The sequence below is a fragment of the Granulicella sp. S156 genome, from assembly GCF_009766105.1.
Classification (GTDB): domain Bacteria; phylum Acidobacteriota; class Terriglobia; order Terriglobales; family Acidobacteriaceae; genus Granulicella.
In genome coordinates, this window is record NZ_LMUH01000007.1 from 98,394 (window position 1) to 121,861 (window position 23,468).

General features: G+C 57.0%; 21 protein-coding genes. 10 read left to right on the top strand and 11 right to left on the bottom strand.

The window, feature by feature from the left end; genetic code table 11:
- Positions 1-41 precede the first annotated feature (41 nt).
- Positions 42-347, top strand: coding sequence for a PadR family transcriptional regulator (locus tag GSQ91_RS06200; protein WP_158820395.1), 306 nt, complete (start codon positions 42-44; stop codon positions 345-347).
- Positions 347-1,171 (top strand): hypothetical protein, encoded by an 825-nt coding sequence (locus GSQ91_RS06205; RefSeq protein WP_158820396.1) that lies wholly within the window; start codon positions 347-349, stop codon positions 1,169-1,171. The genes GSQ91_RS06200 and GSQ91_RS06205 overlap by 1 nt, the downstream gene beginning before the upstream one ends.
- Before the next feature lie 324 nt (positions 1,172-1,495).
- Here the strand turns inward: GSQ91_RS06205 and GSQ91_RS06210 are convergent, their stop codons facing one another.
- The 3 genes from GSQ91_RS06210 to GSQ91_RS06220 all read right to left on the bottom strand — a co-directional run bounded on the left by GSQ91_RS06210 (position 1,496) and on the right by GSQ91_RS06220 (position 4,090).
- Positions 1,496-1,951 carry a hypothetical protein gene (locus GSQ91_RS06210; protein WP_158820397.1) on the bottom strand — a complete coding sequence of 152 codons (456 nt, stop codon included), beginning with the start codon at positions 1,949-1,951 and terminating at the stop codon, positions 1,496-1,498.
- Positions 1,929-2,531, bottom strand: coding sequence for a nucleotidyltransferase domain-containing protein (locus GSQ91_RS06215; protein ID WP_158820549.1), 603 nt, complete (start codon positions 2,529-2,531; stop codon positions 1,929-1,931). Before GSQ91_RS06215 ends, GSQ91_RS06210 begins: the two co-directional genes overlap by 23 nt.
- A 554-nt stretch (positions 2,532-3,085) precedes the next feature.
- Positions 3,086-4,090 carry an NAD(P)-dependent alcohol dehydrogenase gene (locus tag GSQ91_RS06220; protein ID WP_158820398.1) on the bottom strand — a complete coding sequence of 335 codons (1,005 nt, stop codon included), beginning with the start codon at positions 4,088-4,090 and terminating at the stop codon, positions 3,086-3,088.
- A gap of 119 nt (positions 4,091-4,209) precedes the next feature.
- On the opposite strand from GSQ91_RS06220, the gene GSQ91_RS06225 reads away from it, so the two are divergent.
- Positions 4,210-4,584 (top strand): helix-turn-helix transcriptional regulator, encoded by a 375-nt coding sequence (locus GSQ91_RS06225; protein ID WP_158820399.1) that lies wholly within the window; start codon positions 4,210-4,212, stop codon positions 4,582-4,584.
- 282 nt (positions 4,585-4,866) lie between these two features.
- On the opposite strand, the gene GSQ91_RS06230 is transcribed toward GSQ91_RS06225, so the two are convergent.
- A complete protein-coding gene (locus GSQ91_RS06230) occupies positions 4,867-6,216 on the bottom strand; it encodes a Gfo/Idh/MocA family protein (RefSeq protein WP_158820400.1) in 1,350 nt (449 codons plus the stop codon).
- Between the two features lie 524 nt (positions 6,217-6,740).
- Between GSQ91_RS06230 and GSQ91_RS06235 the strand changes: the two genes are divergently transcribed.
- Positions 6,741-7,997 (top strand): acyltransferase, encoded by a 1,257-nt coding sequence (locus GSQ91_RS06235; RefSeq protein WP_158820401.1) that lies wholly within the window; start codon positions 6,741-6,743, stop codon positions 7,995-7,997.
- A gap of 96 nt (positions 7,998-8,093) precedes the next feature.
- On the opposite strand, the gene GSQ91_RS06240 is transcribed toward GSQ91_RS06235, so the two are convergent.
- Complete coding sequence (locus GSQ91_RS06240; RefSeq protein ID WP_158820402.1) at positions 8,094-8,873, bottom strand: SDR family NAD(P)-dependent oxidoreductase; 780 nt, start codon at positions 8,871-8,873, stop codon at positions 8,094-8,096.
- 144 nt (positions 8,874-9,017) lie between these two features.
- Between GSQ91_RS06240 and GSQ91_RS06245 the strand changes: the two genes are divergently transcribed.
- Positions 9,018-9,908, top strand: a complete 891-nt coding sequence (locus tag GSQ91_RS06245) for an AraC family transcriptional regulator (protein ID WP_158820403.1) — start codon at positions 9,018-9,020, stop codon at positions 9,906-9,908.
- A gap of 118 nt (positions 9,909-10,026) precedes the next feature.
- On the opposite strand, the gene GSQ91_RS06250 is transcribed toward GSQ91_RS06245, so the two are convergent.
- Positions 10,027-10,587 carry a TetR/AcrR family transcriptional regulator gene (locus tag GSQ91_RS06250; RefSeq protein WP_158820404.1) on the bottom strand — a complete coding sequence of 187 codons (561 nt, stop codon included), beginning with the start codon at positions 10,585-10,587 and terminating at the stop codon, positions 10,027-10,029.
- An 84-nt stretch (positions 10,588-10,671) separates the two neighbouring features.
- On the opposite strand from GSQ91_RS06250, the gene GSQ91_RS06255 reads away from it, so the two are divergent.
- The gene (locus GSQ91_RS06255) at positions 10,672-11,715 is read left to right on the top strand and encodes an aldo/keto reductase (RefSeq protein ID WP_158820405.1); all 1,044 of its coding nucleotides are present in this window, start codon (positions 10,672-10,674) and stop codon (positions 11,713-11,715) included.
- A 598-nt stretch (positions 11,716-12,313) separates the two neighbouring features.
- Here GSQ91_RS06255 and GSQ91_RS06260 read toward each other — a convergent pair.
- Together GSQ91_RS06260 and pstS are read right to left on the bottom strand one after the other, a co-directional pair.
- Positions 12,314-13,828 carry an MFS transporter gene (locus GSQ91_RS06260; RefSeq protein WP_216845094.1) on the bottom strand — a complete coding sequence of 505 codons (1,515 nt, stop codon included), beginning with the start codon at positions 13,826-13,828 and terminating at the stop codon, positions 12,314-12,316.
- Between the two features lie 54 nt (positions 13,829-13,882).
- Complete coding sequence (pstS, locus tag GSQ91_RS06265; RefSeq protein ID WP_158820406.1) at positions 13,883-14,983, bottom strand: phosphate ABC transporter substrate-binding protein PstS; 1,101 nt, start codon at positions 14,981-14,983, stop codon at positions 13,883-13,885.
- 408 nt (positions 14,984-15,391) lie between these two features.
- Between pstS and GSQ91_RS06270 the strand changes: the two genes are divergently transcribed.
- On the top strand, positions 15,392-15,757 hold the full coding sequence (locus tag GSQ91_RS06270; RefSeq protein WP_254064385.1) for a nuclear transport factor 2 family protein: 366 nt from the start codon (positions 15,392-15,394) through the stop codon (positions 15,755-15,757).
- 66 nt (positions 15,758-15,823) lie between these two features.
- On the opposite strand, the gene GSQ91_RS06275 is transcribed toward GSQ91_RS06270, so the two are convergent.
- The gene (locus GSQ91_RS06275) at positions 15,824-16,690 is read right to left on the bottom strand and encodes a LysR family transcriptional regulator (RefSeq protein WP_158820407.1); all 867 of its coding nucleotides are present in this window, start codon (positions 16,688-16,690) and stop codon (positions 15,824-15,826) included.
- A gap of 317 nt (positions 16,691-17,007) precedes the next feature.
- On the opposite strand from GSQ91_RS06275, the gene katG reads away from it, so the two are divergent.
- The 3 genes from katG (at position 17,008) to GSQ91_RS06290 (ending at position 20,509) form a co-directional block, all read left to right on the top strand.
- On the top strand, positions 17,008-19,272 hold the full coding sequence (katG, locus tag GSQ91_RS06280) for a catalase/peroxidase HPI (protein ID WP_158820408.1): 2,265 nt from the start codon (positions 17,008-17,010) through the stop codon (positions 19,270-19,272).
- Between the two features lie 396 nt (positions 19,273-19,668).
- The gene (locus GSQ91_RS06285; RefSeq protein WP_256370365.1) at positions 19,669-20,016 is read left to right on the top strand and encodes a helix-turn-helix transcriptional regulator; all 348 of its coding nucleotides are present in this window, start codon (positions 19,669-19,671) and stop codon (positions 20,014-20,016) included.
- Positions 19,997-20,509, top strand: coding sequence for an SRPBCC domain-containing protein (locus GSQ91_RS06290; RefSeq protein WP_158820410.1), 513 nt, complete (start codon positions 19,997-19,999; stop codon positions 20,507-20,509). Before GSQ91_RS06285 ends, GSQ91_RS06290 begins: the two co-directional genes overlap by 20 nt.
- Before the next feature lie 460 nt (positions 20,510-20,969).
- On the opposite strand, the gene GSQ91_RS06295 is transcribed toward GSQ91_RS06290, so the two are convergent.
- Both GSQ91_RS06295 and GSQ91_RS06300 read right to left on the bottom strand, forming a co-directional pair.
- On the bottom strand, positions 20,970-21,707 hold the full coding sequence (locus tag GSQ91_RS06295) for an SDR family oxidoreductase (protein ID WP_158820411.1): 738 nt from the start codon (positions 21,705-21,707) through the stop codon (positions 20,970-20,972).
- A 200-nt stretch (positions 21,708-21,907) separates the two neighbouring features.
- Positions 21,908-23,422 (bottom strand): YdiU family protein, encoded by a 1,515-nt coding sequence (locus tag GSQ91_RS06300; protein ID WP_158820412.1) that lies wholly within the window; start codon positions 23,420-23,422, stop codon positions 21,908-21,910.
- Positions 23,423-23,468 lie beyond the last annotated feature (46 nt).

Here is a 23,468-nt window from a genome sequence, read left to right on the forward strand (position 1 = left end):
ACTCTTGTCAAGAAGAAAGCTACATATGTAGAATCCAGTCTGTGGATGACCTCGCTCAACTCTCGCCCACATCCGTGCTCGTGCTGACAAGCATTGGACAGGGGCAGATCTACGGGTACAGCATTATGCAGCGGACAGGCCTGCCGAGCGGAACGATTTACCCCATCCTCAGCCGGTTGGAGAAGGCGGGACTCATCGTTTCGCGTTGGCAGACAAGGGCTCCGGAGGAGCAGGATCAGCGTCCGCCCCGCAAATACTACGGTTTGACGTCAAAGGGTGAAGCGTTGCTCGCCCCGGAAAACTTCCCGCAAATCACTTCGGTGCAGGTTGAAGCAGGGGGCGCGTGATGAGAGCCACCATGGTCTTCCAGCGGGGATTTTTCTGGGTCGCAGCCTGCGTCCTGCCTGCCTGTGTTCGGGTGGAGTGGCTGGCAACGTGGAACGCTGAAATCTGGCACGTTCACAGGGACGGAGCCTCATGGATGGATTCCTGGCGCTTCGCCTTGGGTAGCGTGGCGGATGTTCTCGCTATACGGTGCGAGCTTCCAGAGGAATCGTCCTATCTGATTTCTTCCCCGGCTGCGTGCCTTCTTACTATGGTGCTCATCAATGCGGCCCTCGTATTGCTGGGACTTCTTACATCGTCATTTTGCCGCAGTCTGTGGTCCGAGCCCGTGTGGGACGCGATTCGCAGCAAAACGGTCACACCTCTATTGGACGCTTTGTATGTACAGCTCCTCTTCGTAGCAGCGAGTTTTCTTATCGTGATACCGGTAACCGCCGTTTTTGGGACGCGAGCATTTTCAGGATATGACCATTTCTGGAAGAAGCCCTGCAGCAGGGCTTCTCTCTTCTACCTGGCTAAGCTTCTCTTGATCGTGTCCATCTTCGAATCTGTGCTCACGGGCACAATGCTCTATCCTGGGCTCCAGCTGAATGGTGCGGTCCTGGCTTATGTCCTCATGTTGCGCTGGGCCATACGCGATCAGCAACAACGTTGTCCCGTTTGCCTTAAGCGGCTTGGCAGCCCAGTTCATTTCGGACGCCCTTCGTGCGCGCTCCTCGACTGGAACCTGCAGGAGTATGTATGTGACGATGGGCACGGTGTGATGCAAATTCCGGCAGTCTCGTTCTCAGGCCAGTCTGCGCAGGCATGGTTGCCTCTCATCTGATGCCCTCATGACAATTGCTGTGACGCATCCATCACCATTCGGTCCTTGATCGCTACCAACATTTCAGGGATGAGGAACTTCGCGGGTGTGTCAACATAATGGCCGGCCAGAAAATCTAGTCGACCATTGTGTTGATCGAGCTTACGAACGTTTGGGCGGGTGGCCCTCACGTACCTTGAATCTGCCGTGCCCCATTCATGACGGCTTCATGTCATGAATGGGGTGGCAAGGAAGTAGACATGCCGCTGAATCAGCCTCAGTGGCAGCACCCTCACGCTCAAAGATCGAGCATGAAGGTGGCACCCGGCAACGCAGTTGATCACTCTATTTGTTAAGAACTTTCAGCAATTCTGGATGCTTTTGCTTCAACCACGCCGAAATGCCTTGTTGCAGTTCCTCCGCGACTTTGATTGCCTGTTCAAGCTCCTGTTCAGAGATATTGCCAGCGGCATCATAGCTTGTTGCGTTCCTCTTCTTTGAGAAGACTTTTAATTTCTGAATCAGCGTCGGATCACTCTTGAGCGTGAGCTCCAGGGACTCGATGGTCTTCTGATGATGCCCCGTTTGCACGCGCGTGCGGTAGCCACTTGCCCGCAAAGCGATATTCGCGGACGTGAGTGCTGCGCTGAAGGCTGCCTGAAAGCGGAGGTCGTCCGAGATCGCTTCCACCTTCGAATCTTTGAGAGCGCGAGTGACAATTCCCAACAAATCGCCAATCTCGTCTGGGCTGGACGCTTCGGCCTTGAGCCAACCATATTCAGCCCATTTTTCTAAGCTCATCTTCATCTCCGATCAAGAGCATTTTTTTGCCATGCAATACCGAAGTTAAAAAGTGATTGCCGTTTTTAATCTTAGTTTTGAATTCTTTCAGAGAATAGATGGTTGGATTGATGGGACGCCCAATGGCACTCTCTGCCCCGCCCAATAGAGCCAGTACGTCATCCAGAGTCACATTCCCTACGATCATCAAATCGACATCACTTCCCGCATCCTCATCCCCTCGCGCAATCGACCCATAGACCAAAGCAAAGTTCATTTGTGCAGCAAGGGGGGCCAGAGCGGAACGAAGCTGATGAAAGATGCCCGAAGTCTTTGCAATCAATGACCGAACTTCTGCGAATGCCAGATGGTTACTATTTGCCTGATAAAAGACCTGCCGCCCTATCGCTGTCCGATTGAGCAATCCAACTTCTGACAAGGTTTCCAATTCTCGCTGAACACTGCCGACACTTGTTCCAATCTGCCTCGCTATCTGGCGAACAAAGAAAGTTTGGTCGGGCATACCGTAGAGCAGTGCCAAAACGCGGCCTCGCGTCTGCCCAAAAAGCAGATCACCCAGAGATTTGGACACCGTTCTCATAACGAGAACAATTGTACTCGATTTGAGAACGGCTCTCACTCCTGCTCCCGAATTAATGTCCCTTCAAACTGAGACCATTCTCTATTAGGCATCCTTGGGAGGGTAGTCCGCTCGTACCCGAACAATGGGTGGCGAGGAAGTCCGATCTGGGTACCCGGCTAACCGGCAATACGGTTCACATAACGCAAATTGAGCGGAAGAACAGGGTTGCTGACGCTTCGGGCCAACGGCCCGGGATATACCAGCCCAGGGCAAGCCGACGCCGGGCGATGCGCGACGCGCATTGCCTGACGGAGAGCGTCGCCGTAGGAAAGATGCGAAGGGGATCCTGCGGGCTGAAAGCACGCGATAAGGGCGACACGATATCGCGTGCTTTCAGCCCGCCACACTACCCTGACACTCTACCCAGGGCGACGCTCTCCTCGACGCAACGCGCTGCGCTCGTTGCGTCGAGTCGGCTTGCCCTGGGCTGGTATATCCCGGGCCGTTGGCTCGAAAGGCCTGGAACCTATCTCTTTGCATGACTTCGGCGACCTATGTGAACAGTGTTGCGGCTAATCGGCAATCACAATCTTTCCAAACGCCCCGCGTCCCAGATGCGCAAACGCCTTCGGCGTCTCCGCAAAGGAGTACGTCGCGTCGATCACCGGATGAATCTCATGCCTGGCAAAAAACTCCAGCATCCGCTCAAACGAGCGCCGTGGCCCCACCGTCACCCCGCGCACGTTGGCGCGCTTCCACAAAAGCGAGGTCACATCCAGCGGCGCAATCTTGTTGTTCAGATAGCCAATCACAGCAATATGCCCGCCAGTGCGGATCGCCTGAATGGACTGCTGCAAACTCTCGCCACCTGCAATCTCGATTACGTGGTCGACGCCGCGCCCATTCGTCAAATCGAGCACAGCCTTGTCCCACTTCGGAGTCGCAATATAGTTGATCGAGCCATCCGCTCCCAGGGACTGTAGCCGCTTTATCTTCGCATCACTGCTCGAGATCGCAATCACCTTTGCTCCGAGTGCCTTGCCAATCTGCAGCCCAAAGATCGAAACTCCACCCGTGCCCTGGACCAGCACCGTCTCACCCGGCTGGAGCTGCCCGTCCTCCACCAGCGCGGTCCACGCTGTCACCGCAGCAATCGGCAAGGTCGATGCTTCCGCGTCGCTCAGATAAGCAGGCGTTTTCAGCGCGCCCTTTTCTTCGAGCAAAACGTACTCAGAGAGCACCCCCTGCAACGGACCGCCCAGCGATGAAGCAAATGCCTTCGCATCCGGCTCTCCATCCAGCCAGTGCTGCCGGAAAAGTCCCGTGACACGGTCGCCGACTATAAAATCCCTGACTTCGCTGCCAACCCTCACCACCTCGCCCGCCACATCCGACGCCAACACCAGCGGCAGAGTGTGCGCTCCAGAATACTGGCCGGTCAACAGGTCCCAATCGCGGTAATTCAGAGATACTGCCCGGTTGCGGATGACTATCTGTTTCGGCTCCGGCACCGGGACTGCCTGTTCCACCAGTTGCAAATGCTCCAGGCCATATTTCTTCGTCAGCCAGCTTTTCATATTCGTCTCCAAGGCTTATTGTTCGACAATTCTCGAACAATATAGAGATGAGCACTACACTGAAATGGATTCCGGAAATCCGCATCTTCAGGCAGAATCGAAACATCTGAAATACAGCAATGGCCCTGAAAACAACCAAGCAGCCTTCGCGAAGCGAGATTCAGCTCCCCGTTGTCCTCCATGCACTCGGCGATCCCATACGCCTGGAGATCCTGCGGCAGATCGACGCTGAAGACAAGAAGGAATGCGGCACATTCAATCTCGAGATGCCGAAGTCATCGCTTTCGCACCATTTTCGCGTGCTGCGCGAGGCTGGCGTCATCGGCACCCGTCCCAACGGCACGGCGCTCATCAACTGGCTGCGAACCGACGACCTCGACGACCTCTTTCCAGGTCTGCTATCAAGCGTGCTCCAAGGAATCAGGAAGCCCTCGAAGCGGTCTCCAGCGAAAAGAAACAGAAGGGCCCGGCTTCAGCCCAAGTCTTTGCTTTGAAGGGGCGGGGCTTCAGCCTAATGCCACTTACTTTCCACAGGAAAGGATGGTGGAGTGAACCATTTGGCTTCTTTGGTGATGCAAGCATCAGCAAAATGCAGGGGTTTCTCCACTCCCGTTGGTCGGTCGAAATGACAGCTATGGGGTAGTTTCTAAATACAACTGCTGTTTCGGTGGAAAGTAAGTGACATTAGGCTTCAGCCCTGCCCCTTCAAAACAGAAATCTGGCCTCGAACTTCATCCGTTATCAATGGATTGAATCAGCGAATTTGAGGACACGCCCTAGGCCTGCGTAGCGATGGCAGACGCTGTGCGGCTCTTCCACCCGCCTCGAGTGAAATCGGGGAAGTCGATGTGGGCGCTGTCCCTGGCGACGGAGGAGACACTAAGCGGACCCACCGACGACCAGGCTGCGGCGTCGTAGACGTCCATGTCGGGCGGGAGCCCTTCGCGCACACATTGGAGAAGGCGATAGAGCATCAGGTAGTCCATGCCCCCATGCCCACCTGCCTTTTTCGCGACCTCTCCCATTCTCTGCCAGAGAGGGTGTGCGTACTCCTTGTATTGGTCGAGCGAGCCGTAGGCCTCGTCCTTGTCACCGTCGAAATAGATGCGGGGCGGGTAATCCTCGAAGATGCCCTTGGTTCCGGCGATCATGTTGATGCGGCTGTAGGGATTGGGGAGAGAGACGCAGTGCTTGACGGTGATGGTGAGACCGTTGGCAGTCTTGATGAGCGAGGTGTTCATGTCTCCACAGACGTATCGCTCGGCCATACGAGGGTCGTTGGGCTGGAGATGGTCTTTGCGGTAGGCATCGAAGCCGCGCTCCGGGCTGCTCATCGAGACGAGGTAGCCGAAGCGGTCGCCGCGATTGATGCCCATATAGTTAGCGACGGGGCCTAGTCCATGCGAGGGGTAGAGGTTGCCGTTACGCTTGGTGTGTTCATCGCGGCGCCAGAGGCCCTCGCCGGCGTTCGAGAAGAGCTCTTCGCGAAGGTCGTGGCGATAGGCGCCTTCGCCGTAGAGAAGGTCGCCGAAGCGTCCCTGGTGGGTCATACGCAGGATGAGCGTCTCGTTGTAACCGTAGCAACAGTTCTCGAGCATGATGCAGTGCTTGCGTGTGCTCTCGGAGGTGTTGACGATGTTCCAGCAGTCTTCCAGTGTGAGGACGCCGGGAACTTCGATGGCGACATCCTTGCCATGATTCATGGCGAAGAGAGCCATCGGAGCATGCCAGGTCCAGGGGGTAGCGGCGATGACGAGGTCGATATCGCTGCGCTTGAGCATTGTTTCGAAGTCGTGCGGGCCGGCGGTGTAGAGATCAGGACGCTTACGGCCATCCTTCTCGACGAGGCCGGCTGCATGCTCAGCCTTCTCCTGGACCACGTCGCAGATAGCGACAATCTGGGCGTCGGCGGCGATGAGGTTTACGAGCAGAGAGGTTCCACGGCCTCCGACGCCGATGATGGCGATGCGCGGGTTCCGCTTTTCGAAGGGGACACCGATCATGGTGGGTTTACCAGTCGGCGCTGCGGCAGCCTCGAGAGAGGGGTTGATACCGGCAGCGAGAGCGCTAGCCGTTCCCATCTGAACAAACCTGCGGCGGGACCACGAAGCGTTAGCAAGAGACATAAGCGGATCTTCCTCACTCGAGCGGGAATGATGATGGAGAAACTATCTCATTGTTTTGGATCGATTTCAATGCTTATTTCTAATTTTGGTAATAATACGAAAGAATGCATAACTTTTATTGGCTAAAACATAGCGGAAAGGTAATTATGCCCTATTTGGATGAAATGGGTTTTGGTGTGGGAGTCGCTCATTCGGCCTCCGTGGCCACCCACTCCTGCTCAAAGAACGAGCAAGAATAGGGCACCCTACAACCTTGAATAACGAACTCCGTTATTCAAGGTTGAGGCATTATCGTTTAATAACGAGCGCAAATGGCTGGTAGCATCGACAAGCTCTTCCAGGCAGACAAGGAAAAGATCGAACACCTCGGTCCGCTTCTTCCCTATTGATCTACACGTACCCTGAACAACGTGGCTTCCCCATTCATGACGGCTTCATGTCATGCGTAGCGTGACGAGGAAGTAGACATGCAGAGGAATCAATTTTCTGTAATGATGGGGCGCTAACTTACAGAGGAAAAGGCGATGATCCATATTGGTTCTCCGGCATTCTATTTGCTTTTCATCGTTGCCTTGCTTAGCGTCTCCGGTTTGCTCGCGCGCGGCGTGAAACCAGACCCAAAGAAGCTGAACGTGCCGTTAGAATCATTGCGCGGTCTGCTGGCTGCCAATGTATTGGCGTGCCATGCTCTGGTTTCGTTTTACTGCTTCCGCACCGGACAATGGGCCCAGGCCCCTTCGCGCTTCTACAACTACATTGGGACAGAGTCGGTAGAGATGTTTTTCTTCATGAGCGCCTTTCTATTTTGGTCAAAGTGCCTTAGTCCCAAAGGTCTTGGTGGGTACGGCAACTTTCTGCTCAAGCGCTTTCGTAGATTGGCCCCCGCTTACTACGTCTCAGTCTCCCTCATCCTGTTGATCGTCCTCGCCCGCACACACTTCCACCTTGTTGTCGCCCCGCTGGCCTTCCTTGGTCAGGTGGCACTTTGGTTCCTCTTCATACCGATACCTACGACGAACGGCTTGCCCGTAACGGCCATCAACGCCTATGTAACGTGGACATTGTGCCTCGAAATCATCTTCTATCTCTTCCTTCCCTTGCTCTTCCGTATCTTTAAGGGATATCGGATCGTGGCAGGCATTGGCGCCGCCATGGCCATCTATGGCTTTCTTGCGCTACGCGGTATCAGTACGGCCTCCGATTTCCATAAGACAAGCGTGGCGTGGTTGATCGTGCTCTTCCTTAACCTCTTCTTCGGATTCGGCTTTGGATTAGGGATGCTGTTGGCGTTCATCTTCCATAAGTGCCCTTCGGAGTGGCTTGCCGTTCTACGTCAAAGGCGGTGGACGCCGGTCCCGCTATTGTGTCTTGCGGCCCCTATGCTCTTGCATGTCAAGCTGTACGACGCTCCGCAGTTCTTGTGCGTCATTGTCTTCTTTGCGTTCGTGGCGGCGGGCAATGACCTCTTCGGCCTGCTGTCGTGGCGCGGCGTCTTTCTACTGGGGACGGTCAGCTACAGTTTTTATCTGATGCATGGCATCATGCTGTATTTGATGTCGCACGGACTGGACCGTTGGGTGAGGATCGTTTCGTTGTCGCCGTGGCGGTACTGGAGCTTCATCTGCGTGGTGGCGGCCGTTACCGTTTGCCTGGCGAAGATACTCCACCGGCATGTTGAGCTACGGTTCATGAGCCAGCGCTCTGCCCTGGCGCAAACCAGAAAGGCCATCGGCGAACCATTCGCCCACCCAGTGATCCCGGAATTGGCATCCCCACAATAGAGAACGTTGGATCGCCGATCCCCCTGGATTTGATTACCAGAAAGCAGGGCCCTCCCGCTGCGGGAGGGCCAGTGAGAGAACAACGCAGCTCGCCTCTTAGAGAACCATGCCACCGGAGACTTCAATCCGCTGGCCGTTGATCCAACGATTGTCTTCAGAAAGCAGTGCCGCGATCATCGGGCCGATGTCGTCGGGAACGCCGACGCGACCGAGAGCCGTCATCTCAGAGACACGCTTGTTGATCTCCGGATTGTCGCGGACCATGCCGCCGCTGAAGTCGGTGGCAATCGCACCAGGAGCAACCGTATTGACAGCGATTCCGCGCGCGCCCAGCTCCTTCGCCAGATAGCGAGTCAGCACCTCAACAGCTCCCTTCATGGACGCATACGGACTGCTTCCAGGGAGCGTAAAGCGGGTCAACCCTGAAGAGACATTCACGATCCGGCCTCCATCGTTGATGAGCGGAAGGAGCTTCTGCGTCAGGAAGAAGACACCCTTGAAGTGGACGTTGTAAAGATTGTCCAGTTCCCTCTCGGTTGTCTGGTCAAAGGCGTTGTGATGAGAGGTACCGGCATTGTTGACTAAGTAGTCGAACCGCTCTGCTCCGAGTGTCGCCAACGCCTCGCGCACACTCTGCACAAAAGCGTCGAAGGTACTAACGCTGCCAGTGTTGAGTTGTATGGCAATCGCCTTCGCTCCCGCCTCACCGGCAGCAGAGACTACCTTGTCCGCTTCTGCACGATTCGAGTTGTAGGTAAAGATGGAAGGTACCCCGCGCCTGGCGAGGTTGATTACGGTGTTGCGGCCAAGTCCACGGCTTCCGCCGGTGACGATGGCAATTTTTGCATTGGAGGTTACAGCATTTTCTGAAGGCATTCACTACTCCTGGGGTTACATGTCCCTTATTCAAACTACGTTCAACCCCGCGCGAAGTGAATGCCGAAACTCTTCCATTTCTTGCCTATTCCTGCTTCGAAAACTACTCTTGGTAGAGCGATGCCGTGGAGAGAAGGAACCAGTATGTTGGATGGATTAGTCGAAGTTGTCAGGCGCTATACGGAGGCACAGCCCGGAGAGAGCCCTTTCGCAACAGCGATTGAAGGTGTGACCATCCTCCGGTCCTTTCACGAGAAACGCCCCAACCATCTCCTCTACAAGCCCGCTCTTTGCATTACCGTTCAAGGTGCGAAGCGCGCGACCTTTGGAGACAAGCGCTTTGAATACAGGGCAGGACAAGCTCTGATCGTGAGCGTCGAGATGCCTGGATTCGGCACCGTTGCTGAGGCGAGTCCGAGCGAGCCCTTTCTTGGCATCATTCTCGAATTCAACCATGCCGTCATGCGCGAAGTGATGTCTGAGTTGGACACACCACCCAGGCCCAGCGATCACTTAGGGCCGGGCGTCTTCGTCACAGACTTCGATGGCCCTCTCGCGGACTGCACGCTGCGCATGATGCGTCTGCTCGACACGCCGAGAGCTATCTCCGTGCTCTATCCCGCAATCATGCGCGAGATCTGCTACTGGCTCCTGACGGGACCACACGGAGGCGAAGTCGTAAAGATGGTGTTGGCAAATAGCCATGAGCAACGCGTGATCAAGGCGATTCACGCGCTGCGCGATCGCTTCGCCGAACCGGTAAGAATTGACGACCTGGCCTCCATCGCGCAATTGAGCGCGTCTGCCTTCCACCGACAGTTCAAAGCGATTACATCCATGACGCCGCTTCAATATCAGAAGCAGCTTCGCTTACTCGAAGCACGGCGGCTGATGGTCTCCGATGCGGCCAACGTGGAGACAGCCTCGTTTCAGGTCGGCTACGAGAGTCCTTCGCAGTTCAGCCGGGAGTATTCTCGTATGTTTGGGAAGTCTCCTCGGAGAGACGTCGCTATGCTGAGAGAGATTGCCGCCTGAACAACAGCGGCGCAGATCATCTCGGAGAAGACGACATATCCGTAGTAATCCGGTGTCGGGAAATGAATTGGCGATTTTGCGTCAATCGAGGCTTGTTCCTGACGAGAAGCGCTTAGGACTACTCTTCCCTTGCATCCAGGCCACGGAAAGCAAGCGCGAGGAGCCTCTTCACGCGCGCTTCTCCGGCTGCGCTTGGAGGGATCCGCCATAAGAGTCCAACCAGCACAAGAAAATCCTCGGGATTGGATCCGCGACGGATTTCACCTGAACCTTCGCAGGCGTCCATCAGTTGGCGAACCGCACCCAGCATAGGTCCGTACGTTTCCTGCATGTCCTGATCCGATGTTCCGGCATGGACGATGTCGGCAACCCCATATTTCATTCTTCCGAATTTGGCGAGCCGATCGCACCAGGTACGGAATGCCTGGAGCGGCGGGTGCTTGCTCAGAAGCACAGGAGCCAGCGCAACAAGCGTGTCGATCTCCTTGCGGTACACGCTCAGCACCAAAGACTCACGGCTCGGGAAGTGACGGTACAGCGTCCCCGCGCCAACGCCCGCCGTCTTCGCGATGGAATTGAGCGATGACGCCGGATCAACGGCTAGCGCATCGCGCGCTACCTCCAAAATACGATCTCGGTTTGCTTGCGCGTCTGCGCGCAAATTTTCATTGTCGGCCATAACCCCTTGACTAAACGGAGAATTCTCCGTTACGCTCTGACTGTAACCGGAGAGTTGTCCCTTTGTATCTGGTTTGGAGGATTTATGCAATATAAAAAGCTCGGAAACACAGGTCTTGACGTGTCACACCTCTGTATCGGCTGCATGGGTTTTGGTGAGCCATCGCGCGCCTATCCTGGCTGGTCACTGGACGAGGAAGCCAGCCGCTCGCTGATCCGCCACTCTATCGAGGCGGGAATCAACTTCTTCGACACTGCCAACATGTATTCGAACGGGGGCAGCGAAGAGATCGTCGGCAGGGCGCTTAAAGATTTCACCAACCGCGACAGCGTAGTCATCGCGACGAAGCTCGCCGCCGCCACGCATAACGGGCCGAACGCTATCGGCTTGTCACGGAAAGCGATCATGACCGAAGTCGACCATAGTTTGAGGCGGCTTGGCACCGACTACATTGACCTCTACCAGATCCACCGTCGCGACCAGTTGACTCCGTGGGAAGAAACCCTGGAGGCGCTTCACGATCTGGTGAAGATGGGCAAAGTGCGCTATCTCGGAGCCTCCTCCATGAAGGCATGGGAGTTCAGCAAGGCGCTGAACCTGCAGCGGGCTAACGGCTGGACACGCTTCGTGTCCTTGCAGGACACCTACAATCTGCTCATGCGCGAGGAGGAGCGAGAGATGCTGCCGCTCTGTGCCGATGAAGGCGTGCAGACCATTGTTTATAGTCCGCTTGCGCGTGGGGTTCTTGCCCGGCCCTGGGGAGAGAAGACGCCGCGATCAGAGACGGAGGCTGCTGCCGGCCATAAAGATGAAACAAACGCCCAAAGCGATCAAAAGATCGTTGCAGCGGTGGGTGAGATCGCGAAGGAGCGTGGCGTCAGCCAGGCGAACATCGCGTTGGCATGGCTGCAGATCAAATCGGTCGTTGCCGCTCCAATCGTTGGCGCGCTCAAAATCAAGCACATCGACGACGCGATTGCGGCTCTCACAGTTACCTTGACGGAGGCAGAAGTCGCCAGACTTGAATCGCCTTATACGCCACGCATGGACTACCAGGGTGTATCTGACCCAGTCATGCTGGCCCGTGCCATAGAGGCAGCGACCGGATTCAAAGCCTCTGCCGCCTGACGTCAACACAACGGAGCCGCGCATAGGGTATACCGGTTCGCGGCTCCTTAGAAGATTCGATAGACACCAGGATTTCTCGTATATGACGCCAGACACCCTCTACAGGCTTGCTCCGCCATTGATCTCGTTACAATTTCTCGCCTTCTGCTGGACAGTCCATCGAGAGATCGAGGCTGCCGACGCTGAGAGGCAGTCGGTGATCCCTCTACCAGACGTGATCAACATACTGAGTCTGTTCGCGACGGTCGGCTGCTTGATCGTATTACCCCTTGCGACCGAAGCTTATTTATGGCTTTCACGGATGGTCCTGGGTGGCGCATACGTCTTGATTGCGTTCCATCCGTTCATGGTCGCGGCACACTACAGACTTTGGAGGCGAAAGGAAAAGTCCGGGAAATACACAAATGGCGCAAGGTCTCCATATGCAAACCGCGAGGAACTTATGATCTCGCTCGTCTCCATTCTGGTTGCGACCGCGGTTGCAGTGTGTCTCCGAATGCGCACTGGCATTTGAACCGTGCCGTTGCCACCGGGCCAATTCACTCGCTAAGCAAGGGTTTGAGATGACCTCTTTCCAAGGCCATGCCGCACACGAAGCTCAGGCGGCGGCCTTGGAAGCCGCCGGCTCCTCTGCTGCCTCGCCGATATGGTCAAGATCGACGCCCGTAGTCTCGATGCGGAACCACGACGTCACCGCAGCTCCCAGCAACGATGCGCCGATCAGACCGTACAGCAGCCACCGCGTGCCAATCGAGACCAGCAGGATAGGAAACAGGAACGCGGTCGCAACCGCACCAATCTTGGCGAAAGCTGCCGCGAACCCTGCGCCCTTACCGCGGATTGCGGTCGGGAAAACCTCACCGGCGAGCAGGTAGGTCTGTGCATTCGGGCCAAGATTGGTCATGAAATTGAACAGCATAAAGCCCGTGAAGATCAGCGGGATCTTCAATGCGCCGGTGATATCCACGGAGAGCGAAGCGAGAAAGAGCCCGACCGCACAGCCGATGAAACCGACAATTTGCAACCGAATCCTTCCCAGCTTGTCGGCGAGCACAACGGCGAAGGCAATTCCAACGATCAGCAGCAACGTGATCATCGCTGCTCCCCTGGCGGCCAGGATGTCGTTGGCGATGAGATCGCTCAAGCTGCGGACGTGATCGGCTTCCTTACCGAGTGCAGCGGCCAGGATCGTCGGCGTGAAGATGCCGATGCCATAGGTGCTGAGATCCTGCAGGAACCAGGGCACCGAGGCGAGGATGGTTGCGCGGAGGTAGCGCGGGCTGAACAACGACAGGAAAGAAGTGCCCCCATGCCCATGTCCACCTGCGCCGGAGGGCTGTGGCATCAGGACGATATTCCCCGGATACTGTGGCTTGCGCAGCAGCAGCCGTCTCGCCGCATGGGTTGCGCGATCGGTAGCGCCGCGCGTGTGCAGCCAGTTGGCGCTCTCCGTAATGAAGAAACGCCCAATGGTGACTGCGAGGGCAGGCACGACGGCGGTTGCAAACATCCATCGCCAGGCGTCGAGCTTGGGTAGAACGACCAGCACCGCATAGCCAACTGCGGTGCCACACAAGGCACCTACTGCCTGGAACGCGAAGGCTCCAAGCACCAGCTTCCCGCGGCTGGTGCTCGGGATATTCTCGGAGATAATCATGTGCGCCGTTGGGTAGTCGCAACCGAGCGCGAGCCCCAGCCCAAACAGGCAGATCACGAGGGACGTGAAACTCGTGCAGAACACGGCCGCACCAAGGAATGCGGTGAAGATAATCATCTCCACGATGAACATCGACTTGCGTCCGAACTGATCCGACAAGCTGCCGAGGCCGACCGCGCCGATCAGGATGCCGCACAGGCTCGCCGCGCTGATGAAGCCGTTCTGTGCCGGACTGATATCGAACTGCCGAGCGATCAGCGGAAGCGCCACGCCGGTCATGAAGACGACATAGCCCTCGAAGAACTTTCCGGCCGCGGCCAGCAGCCAGATGAGCCGCTGCATCGCGGTCATCGGGGTGGAGAGAAGCCGGGTGCCATCCGGCCACATGGGCAACTCATCGATATAGTGCTGTACGGTGCGCGGCTCGCCCGGCGCGGGATTGACATCATTCGGCATCGCGATACCCCTCATGAATAGGCCGAGCAACAGCGGCAAAGCTTGCTTGCCGGTCTAGTGGATTTTGGCAATCTGCAGCTCGCTGCGCGCGCGGATCGATACCGGCAACGCAATGAAATGCACTGGATCGAGGAAGCTCGCCGCGCTGCCGCCTTGCGGTGAGATGCACCAGACAAGAAAATTGCTAATCGCCGTCGCGACCTGCGCGTTCGGTTGCTTCTCCGAGACCATTGCGTATTCGTAGTTGATCAGCGGATAAGAATTTGCGCCGGGAGCGAACACCAGCGTCAGGCGTTCGTCGGGTGGCGTGCGTGGCGTAAGCGTGGCAGCGGCCGCAGCAATCGTGGCTGCCGTAGGAAGCACAAAATTCCCATCCTCATTCTGCAGCGCCGCCGTTACGAGGCCAGCCTTGTTCGCATCGGCCTCGAAACTTGCACCAAGATAACCGACCGCATAAGGGGTGCCGGCAAGTTTTTGCGCCATCTCCCGATTGCTGGATGCTGTCAGGCTGCCCGCTACCGAAGGCCAATGCACCGTAGTGCCGTAGTAGACGGCATTTTCCCAACTCCCGTGTGGGGCAACACCATTTACCTCGGGGGTGGAGAAGCTCAGGAACTGCGTAAAGATGAACGTATCGCCCGAGCCATCGGCACGATGTACCGGCACGATCGTGCGATGCGGCAGATGTGCCCCTCCATTGAGCGCCGCAATGGGCGCGGCATCCCATTCGCGGATCTTGCCGGAATAGATATCGGCCAACACCGGCCCGCTCAGTTTCAGCGTGGAGCCCCGCAACTCCGGCAGATTGACCACCACCAGCTGGGCCGAGATCGCCAGCGGTATGTTGAGGATGTGAGGATTGGCCATGGCCTGGTTGTCGGTCATATACGCGTCCGACGTGCCGATCTGAACCTGCCCAGAGATGGCCGTATTGATGCCCGCTTCCGATCCCGTGGCCCCGACCGTCATGTGCACTGCAGGATCGATCTTCGCGTAGGCGCCAACCCAGGCTTGGAACACCGGGTAGATCAACGTGGACCCCGATTCGGCCACATTCTGTGCCGCTGAATACGCCGCCACCGACAAGAACGCCAGCCCAGCGATGAACGCCGAGACATGTCTTGCGCCGTAAACCACGCCAATGCCACGTCCCATGCAGCACTCCTCTTCCGCAATTCCAGGCACCCATGAGAGCGAGCCGAATCTGTTAGAAAATGCTTCTCCACGCTACAGACGCACTGTTACGAAATGATGACATTCTTTCCAGCAAATGCGGGACCGAGGCAGCCCCCCGAGAGGGTTGCCCGTGGGCGATTTGGCGTCCTGGCAGGGACCCGCATCCCGGTTGAACACTTAGCCGAGATGCATCAGCCGTCTAATTTAATGCCGTTTCGCGGGTTTATTCAAGCTGATCAGCTGATCCCGAGTCTGTTCGAGAATCTCTCGTGAAAGGTTGAGGTCTGACACGGCACGAGAAAGGTTGATCGCACCCAGCATTGCACTAATCGTGAGAATCGCACGGGCACGCCGATCAGAGGTTCCTTTTGGCGAAACAAGGCAACCGTGCTCGAAGCCTTCGAGACACTGTTCAACAAGCGTGACTACGCGGCGGCGGAACGCTTCTGGTCACCCAACTACATCCAGCACAGCGCACACATAGCACCAGGCCGCGAAGGGCTGTTCAATCTCGTCCGCTCAGCGCCGGAAGCGCTGCACTATGAGAACCAGCTTATCGTTGCAGAAGGTGACTACGTCATAGCCCATGGCCGCTTCACGGAGATTGGAAGGCCCGCCGCCTGGATCGCCGCCGACGTTGTCCGCTTCGAAGACGGTCTTCTCAAAGAGCATTGGGACGTATTGCAGGACGAGGCGACCAAGGCAGAATCTGTCAGCGGCCTTCCCATGTTCGGCGACACCTTTCCCAAGTAGCAGCCAACAAAGCGCGAATCGACTTGAGGAAGCTCTGAACAAGGGTGCGAGCATTGATCCACTGCCCTAATCCTTGATCCCCGCTAAAAAGGCCTGCTGGACGCGGTTAAAACTGCGTCCGCGCAGAATGGCGGCGACCACGGTGCGCGTCGCACGCGTGTCGCTGAGGCGCACATAGCGGCAGCCGGCGTTCCGGTCGATGGCCATCTCGGGGACGAGCGAGATACCGACACCCGCCGCAACCATTCCAAACAGGCTGCTGAACTGGCCACTCTCGAACGCGATGCGCGGCGCGACACGGGCTCGTGTACACGCGGCGATGCTGAGGTCGCGGAAGCAGTGGCCATCGCGCAGCATCACGAAGGACTCTCCGCGGAGATCCTTGAGGGCGAGCGATTCCGCAGCGGCGCGAGGGTGATCCTTAGGCAGCACGGCGAACAGGGGTTCGGTGCAAAGCGGAAACAGCTCCAGGTCTTTGTGCCGCAGAGGAAGCGCAAGAATCGCAAGATCGATCGACAGGTCCCGCAGGCCTTCGATCAGGATCGGCGTCGTTTCTTCAACGATGCGCAGCTTCGCTTCGGGATACTTCTTCGCAAAGGTCTTCGTGTAGCGCGGCATCAGGTAGGGCGCAATGGTCGGGATAACGCCCACGGATACGCTGCCGCGAACGTCCGTCCACTTATCGGCCACGCTGGATCGCGCCGTCTCCATCTGGCTCAGAATCGAGCGGGCGTGGGGCAGAAAGGCGCGACCGGCCTCGGTGAGACGGACACTGCGTCCCAGACGGTCGAAGAGCTTTGAGCCCAGGTCTTCCTCAAGCTTCAGAACCTGTTGCGAGAGCGAGGGCTGGGCGACCTGGCAGCGTTCGGCGGCGCGGCTGAAGCTGCCTGTATCCGCGATGGCGCACACGTAACGTAGCTGGTGAATCTCCATAGGCTGTAACTATACTCCGGATGGAAATTATGTATTGGAACTATCGATCCCCATAGTGCTACATTCGATGGGGTCGAGACAAACGGAAACATGGTCTCGACGAACGGCACCGGCATTGCGCAGGCTTTACCGGGCTGTAAGAATGACGGTGGATGATGAGGAGTGAATGGATGGCGGCTGACCCGAGCCGATGCTCGTACAGGATCGCCACCCCATCCAGAAGCTGATTTCACGAGATGCCATCAGGGCGAACACACCCTGATCGATGCCTGGGTTCCGGCCTGGGTTGGGCCCAAACAGTTAGAGGGAGAGAATACATGTCAACTGAAGCGAAGTGCCCGTTCAATCACACAGCAGGTGGAGGCACAAAGAACCATGATTGGTGGCCGAGCCAGTTAAATCTGAAGATCCTGCACCAGCACTCGTCCCTGTCCGATCCCCTGGACAAGGACTTCAACTATGCCGAAGCGTTCAAGAGCCTTGACCTCGCGGCCGTGAAGAAGGATCTCCTCGCGGTGATGACGACCTCGCAGGACTGGTGGCCAGCGGACTTCGGTCACTACGGTCCTTTCTTCATTCGCATGGCGTGGCACAGTGCCGGCACATACCGCACTGGTGATGGTCGCGGCGGAGCCGGATCAGGCCAGCAGCGCTTCGCTCCTCTCAACAGCTGGCCCGACAACGTCAGCCTCGACAAGGCGCGCCGTCTGATCTGGCCGGTCAAGCAGAAGTACGGCAACAAAATCTCCTGGGCTGATCTGATCGTCCTCACCGGCAACGTCGCCCTGGAATCCATGGGCTTCAAGACCTTCGGTTTCGCAGGCGGACGCGAAGACGTCTGGGAACCGGACGAGGACATCTACTGGGGCTCCGAGACCACCTGGCTGGGCGGCGACAAGCGCTACGGCAAAGAAAAACCCGGCGACGGCGTACTCGTGGCCGATGCGGAGCTGCATGGCAGCGAGAAAGACCGTACCGCTGGCGGCAGCAACGAGCGCAATCTCGAGAATCCGCTCGCCGCAGTGCAGATGGGCCTGATCTACGTGAACCCGGAAGGCCCGGATGGCAACCCCGATCCGGTCGCCGCAGCTCACGATATCCGCGAGACCTTTGCTCGCATGGCCATGAACGATGAAGAGACCGTCGCGCTGATCGCGGGCGGCCACACCTTCGGCAAGACTCACGGTGCTGGCCCTGCGTCCCATGTTGGACCTGAGCCCGAAGCCGCTGGCCTCGAAGAGCAGGGCCTCGGCTGGAAGAGCAGCTATGGTACCGGCAAGGGCGCCGATGCAATCACCAGCGGCCTCGAAGTCATCTGGACGACCAAGCCGACAACATGGAGCAACGAGTTCTTTGAGCACCTGTTCGCCTACGAATGGGAGCTCACCAAGAGCCCGGCAGGCGCGCACCAGTGGAAGCCCAAGGGTGACGCAGGCGTCGGCACCGTGCCGGATCCGCATGATCCCTCCAAGCGTCGCACGCCGTCCATGCTGACCACGGATCTCTCCCTGCGCCTCGATCCTGCCTATGAGAAGATCTCGCGGCGCTTCCTCGAGAATCCGGACCAGTTCGCCGACGCGTTCGCCCGTGCCTGGTTCAAGCTGACGCACCGTGACATGGGTCCGCGTGAACGCTATCTCGGACCAGAAGTTCCTGCCGAAGAGCTCCTCTGGCAAGACCCCATCCCCGCGGTCGATCACAAGCTGATTGATGCGCAGGATGTTGCCTCCCTCAAGAGCTCGATCCTGGCCTCAGGCCTGCCGGTCTCGCAACTGGTTTCGACCGCCTGGGCATCGGCATCCACCTTCCGTGGCTCCGATAAACGTGGCGGCGCAAACGGCGCGCGTCTCCGTCTGGCTCCGCAGAAGGATTGGGAATCGAATCAGCCCGACCAACTCGCGAAGACGCTGAAGACGCTCGAAGGTATCCAGAGCGATTTCAACGGCAAGCAGACCGGCGGCAAGAAAGTCTCGCTCGCTGATCTGATCGTCCTGGCTGGTAACGCAGGTGTCGAGCAGGCGGCAAAGAATGCTGGCCACAGTGTGACGGTTCCCTTCACACCGGGCCGCGCAGATGCCTCGCAGGAGCAGACTGATGTGGAATCCTTCGCCGTGCTCGAACCGATCGCCGACGGCTTCCGCAACTATCTCAAAGGCAAATACACCGTGCCGTCCGAGAAGCTGCTCATCGACAAGGCCCAACTGCTGACGCTGTCCGCTCCTGAGCTGACAGTGCTCCTTGGTGGCCTGCGTGTCCTGAACACCAACGTAGGACAGACCAAGCATGGCGTCTTCACCAAGCGGCCAGAAGCCCTGACCAACGACTTCTTCATCAACCTGCTCGATATGGGGACGGAGTGGAAGGCGGTCTCAAAGGCTGAGGACGTGTTCGAAGGGCGCGATCGTAAAACAGGCGAAGTCAAGTGGACCGGCACACGTGTCGATCTTACCTTCGGTTCGAACGCGCAGCTTCGGGCCCTGTCCGAAGTCTACGGAAGCGCGGACGCGCAGGAGAAGTTTGTCCACGACTTCGTAGCAGCCTGGAACAAAGTGACGAACCTCGATCGTTTCAACCTTGCGTAAGTTTGCAAGGTAGGCGTTAGAGTCTTAAGCTGCTCGAACCTTGAGCTGACCCGGGTTATTCCGGATCAGCTCGAGGTTCGGGCAGTTCTTGTTTGTGGAATGGAAGAACAGGCCAATGCGCGTTTCCAAGAGCAGATTTTCTCGAATAACGCATTGGCGATTTAGCACTCGTCGCCGTGGATATGGTTTAGAGCATTTTCCCTATTACTGTGAACCGGATGAGTTCTGCGAGTGCCGTTTTTGTTGGGAAAACGGCGTACAGATCTTTGCTTTCGGTCTACACCTATAGGGAAAATGCTCTAGCGCGAGTGTCAGGTTCAGAGAGATCAGCGAACAGTAATCAAGAATCGCAAAATTAGCAGTTGACATTGACCGACAATCCACTACCATTTGGTTGTGAATAGACTGGATACAACATTTGCGGCTCTATCTGATCCAACCCGGCGAGCGATGATCGAGCGGCTCTCCCACGGCCCTGCCTCTGTGCATGGATTGACGGAACCGTTTGCACTCTCGCAGCAGATGATTTCAAAACATATCGCCTACCTGGTGCGGGCGCGGATTGTGATCAAGACGAAGCGTGGACGAGAGAGTGTGTGCACGCTTAGACCAGAGGCGATCAAGACAGTCAGCGACTGGGCGATTAGCTATCGCCGATTCTGGGAAGAGAGCTTCGACAAGCTGGAAGTAGTTGTCAATCAAATGAAGAAAGAGGAGGTCAGAGATGGCAGAAAACATGGTTAGCGAAGTTGAGCGGATGGTCGTCACAAGAATTTTTGATGCCCCACGCGAGTTGGTTTGGAAGGCGTGGACAGACCCGAAGTACATCATGCAGTGGTGGGGGCCGAAGGGCTTTACTGCGCCGGTTTGCGAGATGGATTTTCGCGTTGGAGGAAAACTTCTCTGCTGCATGAATGCGCCGGATGGGCAGCTCTGCGGCTGGAATGCGGTTGAATACCACGAAATTGTTCTGCACGAGAAGATCGTTTCTTCCATGTACTTTTCGGACTCGAAGGGAAACAAGATCGACCCTGCGGAATTAGGAATAGAACATGAGACTATCGACGGTGCCTACGACGTGACCCTCTTTGAGGACCTCGGAAACGGCCAGACGAAACTGACCTTCATCGGCAATGATCCCATGGAGAGAGCTAAAGAAAGCGGTCAAATGGAGGGCTGGATCGAGATACTCGATAAAGTTGCTACGGTTGTTGCGGAGCTAGCGCAGGCGAAATAAGAAGCTGAGGCTTTGATGATCGTGCTGCGCTAGATAAAGCTGAGGCTGGCAGCGGAGGCCCGGTTAGACCGGGCCTCTGGTCGCCTGGCCGAATCATGGCCCTTCCGGACAATCGGCCCTTGCTCAACTGTTACCTTCAGGCCTTAGCGCTCATCTAGAGCATTTTCCCTATTACTGTGCACTGGATAAATTCTAGGAGTGCCGTTTTTATTGGGAAAAACGGCGTATAAACCTTTACTTTCGGTCTACACCCATAGGGAAAATGCTCTAGCCTCGGTTAAGCTCCCAGGAATTAGCGTGGTGAGTCATTCGTTCGTTGAAGAATGATGGTCTGTTCACTACAGCGCGAAGCGCGTTCCCTAACACTTCAGCGTCACGGTTTGCGCTGCGCGCCATTTTGAACTTCTCCATCTTCTACGAATGAATGACTCACCACACTAGAGCATTTTCACGCCTCGACTTACCAGGGAACAACTCCACCCGTCTCGAAGAAGCCACCGGTCGGAGCATCATCAGGAACGAGAGACTGACGGACCGTCTCGGCGGCTCCTTCTTCAATGGTTTGGGTGCCGCTATTGCCATTCAAATCAGTGGCTGTATAACCAGGGTTGACGATGTTGACCTTGATGGGAGTGTCCTTTAGCTCCCAGGCAAGTTGCACGGTCAGCATATTGAGAATCGCCTTGGAGCCGTTGTAGCCCAGAGGCTTGATGCCGGCAAAAGACCAACTAGGATCGGCGTTCCATGTGAGCGAGCCGAGGCCGCTCGATACCATCACAATACGGCCGGATGGAGCATTCCGCACCAAAGGCAGCAGGCCTTGCGTAACAGCGAGCACGCCGAAGAAATTGGCTTCGAGAGTCTGGCGAACTGCCTCAGGATCGGCGAGGCTAGGCGGGCCGTCACCCTTCAAAAATACTCCTGCGTTATTGACCAGGATGTCGAGCCTGCCGTGTTCCGCGCGGATTTTTTCTGCAGCCTTCGTAATCGTTTCAGGTTTGGTGACATCGAGCTCAATGAAATGAGCGTCCGCGCCCTCTGCTTTCAGCTTCGCTGCAGCAGCTTCCCCCAGTTGCGGATTGCGTGCGCCGAGAAGCACTGTAATACCTTCCGCACCAAGCTGACGTGCCACTTCGAACCCGATGCCCTTGTTCGCTCCCGTTATCAAAGCGATCTTGCCGTTGTGTTTCAATGCCATGCGATACACCTCTCCCTCTGGACGATTGGAGAGGGGGAGAGGCAAGTAGGATTCAAATTCGCCAGGAGGATCGCTCAAAAGCGGTTGGACCTGACTAGTTATATCTACCGACCAACCCCAAGAGCCTGTCATTTCGACCGACCAACGGGAGCGGAGAAATGACAGATCTGAGAGTGGTTATTGTAAATACAACTGTAGTACTAGGTCCCGCAGAACGTCTGGCGAACATACTCTTCAGGGCGCGCCGGCATGGTATATCTCTCTTTGCCGGGCATGTCTTCGTAGGGACATGCCAGTACTTCGAGCAGCTCTTCAAAAGGCTGAAAATCCTCCTGCTCTGTTGCGGCCTCCAACGCAGCCTCCACGATATGATTACGCGGGATAAAAGCCGGACTCACCCGCCGCATCTGCGCGGCGCGCTCTTCTGGAGAAACAGACTCCTTCGCCAGCCTCTGACGCCACGCCGCCTCCCACGTATCGAAGGCCGCAGGATCGGCAAACAGCGCACGAACGCCCTGATTGCCTTCGATCCCGGCCGCTGCATCACACAACCTGCGGAAGGTCAGCGTAAAGTCGGCACGATTCTCTGCCATACGCTTCAGCAAATCTTCGACCAGCGCCCCATCGTCCTCATGCTCCTGCGTGAACCCCAACTTACGTCGCATCCCAACATCCCGCGCTGCTTCGAAGTGCACGGCAAACTTCTCCAGAGCTTCATGCGCGGAAGCCAGACCTGCCTCATCGCTTCCCTCTTCTGCTACAAGCAGAGGCAGCAATGTCTCGGCTAAACGAGTCAGGTTCCAGTGCATGGCATGCGGCTGATTGCTGTAGGCGTATCGCCCCTGGTGGTCAATGGAACTGAACACCGTCCGCGGATCGTAGGCCTCCATAAACGCGCACGGACCATAGTCGATAGTCTCGCCGGAGATCGAAGTGTTGTCAGTGTTCATCACGCCGTGAAGAAATCCGAGCAGCATCCACTGCGCAACCAGCTGTCCCTGCCGCGCGATCACACCATCAAGGAATGCCCGATAAGGCCGCGCAGCCTGTTTGGCCTCTGGATAGTGCCTGGCAATGGCATAGTCGGCGAGCGTGCGAACTCCATCGATGTCGCCCTGCGCGAAAAAGTACTGAAAACTCCCCACGCGAAGATGGCTCGTCGCCACCCTGGTCAGCACCGCCCCCGGCAGTGCTGTCTCACGATACACCGGCTGCCCCGTCGTAACGGCCGCGAGAGCGCGCGTCGTCGGCACACCAAATGCTGCCATGGCTTCACTCACGATGTACTCCCGCAGAACCGGCCCGAGAGCAGCCCTGCCATCGCCGTTGCGCGAGAAAGGCGTGCGCCCCGCGCCCTTCAACTGGATGTCATAGCGCACACCGTCGCGCCCAATGACCTCTCCAAGCAGATTCGCGCGGCCATCGCCTAGCTGCCGGACAAAGTATCCAAACTGGTGCCCGGCATACGCCATCGCCAGCGGCTCCGATCCCGCTGCCACACGACTGCCCGCAAGAATCTCAACCCCCTCCGGACTTGCCAGCTCAGCATTATCGAGACCGAGTTTGTCGGCAAGCTCCAGATTGAGCTTTACCAATCGTGGGGCTGGGACTGGAGTAGGAGCAACGCGCGCGTAGAACTTCTCCGGCAGCCGCGCATAGCTATTTTCGAAGTTGAACCGAACCCCGCCAAGCGTGGGTACCTCTGTTGGACTCATCTAACCATTGTGCTTGAGCTACAGAAATCTCGCTCGGCACGTCAAG

Coding starts and splice junctions, on each gene's coding strand:
- GSQ91_RS06225 (WP_158820399.1), top strand. CDS start 4,210: ATGGCCCTGAAAACAACCAAGCAGCCTTCGCGAAGCGAGATTCAGCTC.
- pstS (WP_158820406.1), bottom strand. CDS start 14,983: ATGGGACGTGGCATTGGCGTGGTTTACGGCGCAAGACATGTCTCGGCG.
- GSQ91_RS06250 (WP_158820404.1), bottom strand. CDS start 10,587: ATGGCCGACAATGAAAATTTGCGCGCAGACGCGCAAGCAAACCGAGAT.
- GSQ91_RS06205 (WP_158820396.1), top strand. CDS start 347: ATGAGAGCCACCATGGTCTTCCAGCGGGGATTTTTCTGGGTCGCAGCC.
- katG (WP_158820408.1), top strand. CDS start 17,008: ATGTCAACTGAAGCGAAGTGCCCGTTCAATCACACAGCAGGTGGAGGC.
- GSQ91_RS06235 (WP_158820401.1), top strand. CDS start 6,741: ATGATCCATATTGGTTCTCCGGCATTCTATTTGCTTTTCATCGTTGCC.
- GSQ91_RS06240 (WP_158820402.1), bottom strand. CDS start 8,873: ATGCCTTCAGAAAATGCTGTAACCTCCAATGCAAAAATTGCCATCGTC.
- GSQ91_RS06300 (WP_158820412.1), bottom strand. CDS start 23,422: ATGAGTCCAACAGAGGTACCCACGCTTGGCGGGGTTCGGTTCAACTTC.
- GSQ91_RS06275 (WP_158820407.1), bottom strand. CDS start 16,690: ATGGAGATTCACCAGCTACGTTACGTGTGCGCCATCGCGGATACAGGC.
- GSQ91_RS06245 (WP_158820403.1), top strand. CDS start 9,018: ATGTTGGATGGATTAGTCGAAGTTGTCAGGCGCTATACGGAGGCACAG.
- GSQ91_RS06230 (WP_158820400.1), bottom strand. CDS start 6,216: ATGTCTCTTGCTAACGCTTCGTGGTCCCGCCGCAGGTTTGTTCAGATG.
- GSQ91_RS06220 (WP_158820398.1), bottom strand. CDS start 4,090: ATGAAAAGCTGGCTGACGAAGAAATATGGCCTGGAGCATTTGCAACTG.
- GSQ91_RS06210 (WP_158820397.1), bottom strand. CDS start 1,951: ATGAGCTTAGAAAAATGGGCTGAATATGGTTGGCTCAAGGCCGAAGCG.
- GSQ91_RS06255 (WP_158820405.1), top strand. CDS start 10,672: ATGCAATATAAAAAGCTCGGAAACACAGGTCTTGACGTGTCACACCTC.
- GSQ91_RS06290 (WP_158820410.1), top strand. CDS start 19,997: ATGGCAGAAAACATGGTTAGCGAAGTTGAGCGGATGGTCGTCACAAGA.
- GSQ91_RS06295 (WP_158820411.1), bottom strand. CDS start 21,707: ATGGCATTGAAACACAACGGCAAGATCGCTTTGATAACGGGAGCGAAC.
- GSQ91_RS06260 (WP_216845094.1), bottom strand. CDS start 13,828: ATGCCGAATGATGTCAATCCCGCGCCGGGCGAGCCGCGCACCGTACAG.
- GSQ91_RS06215 (WP_158820549.1), bottom strand. CDS start 2,531: ATGAGAACGGTGTCCAAATCTCTGGGTGATCTGCTTTTTGGGCAGACG.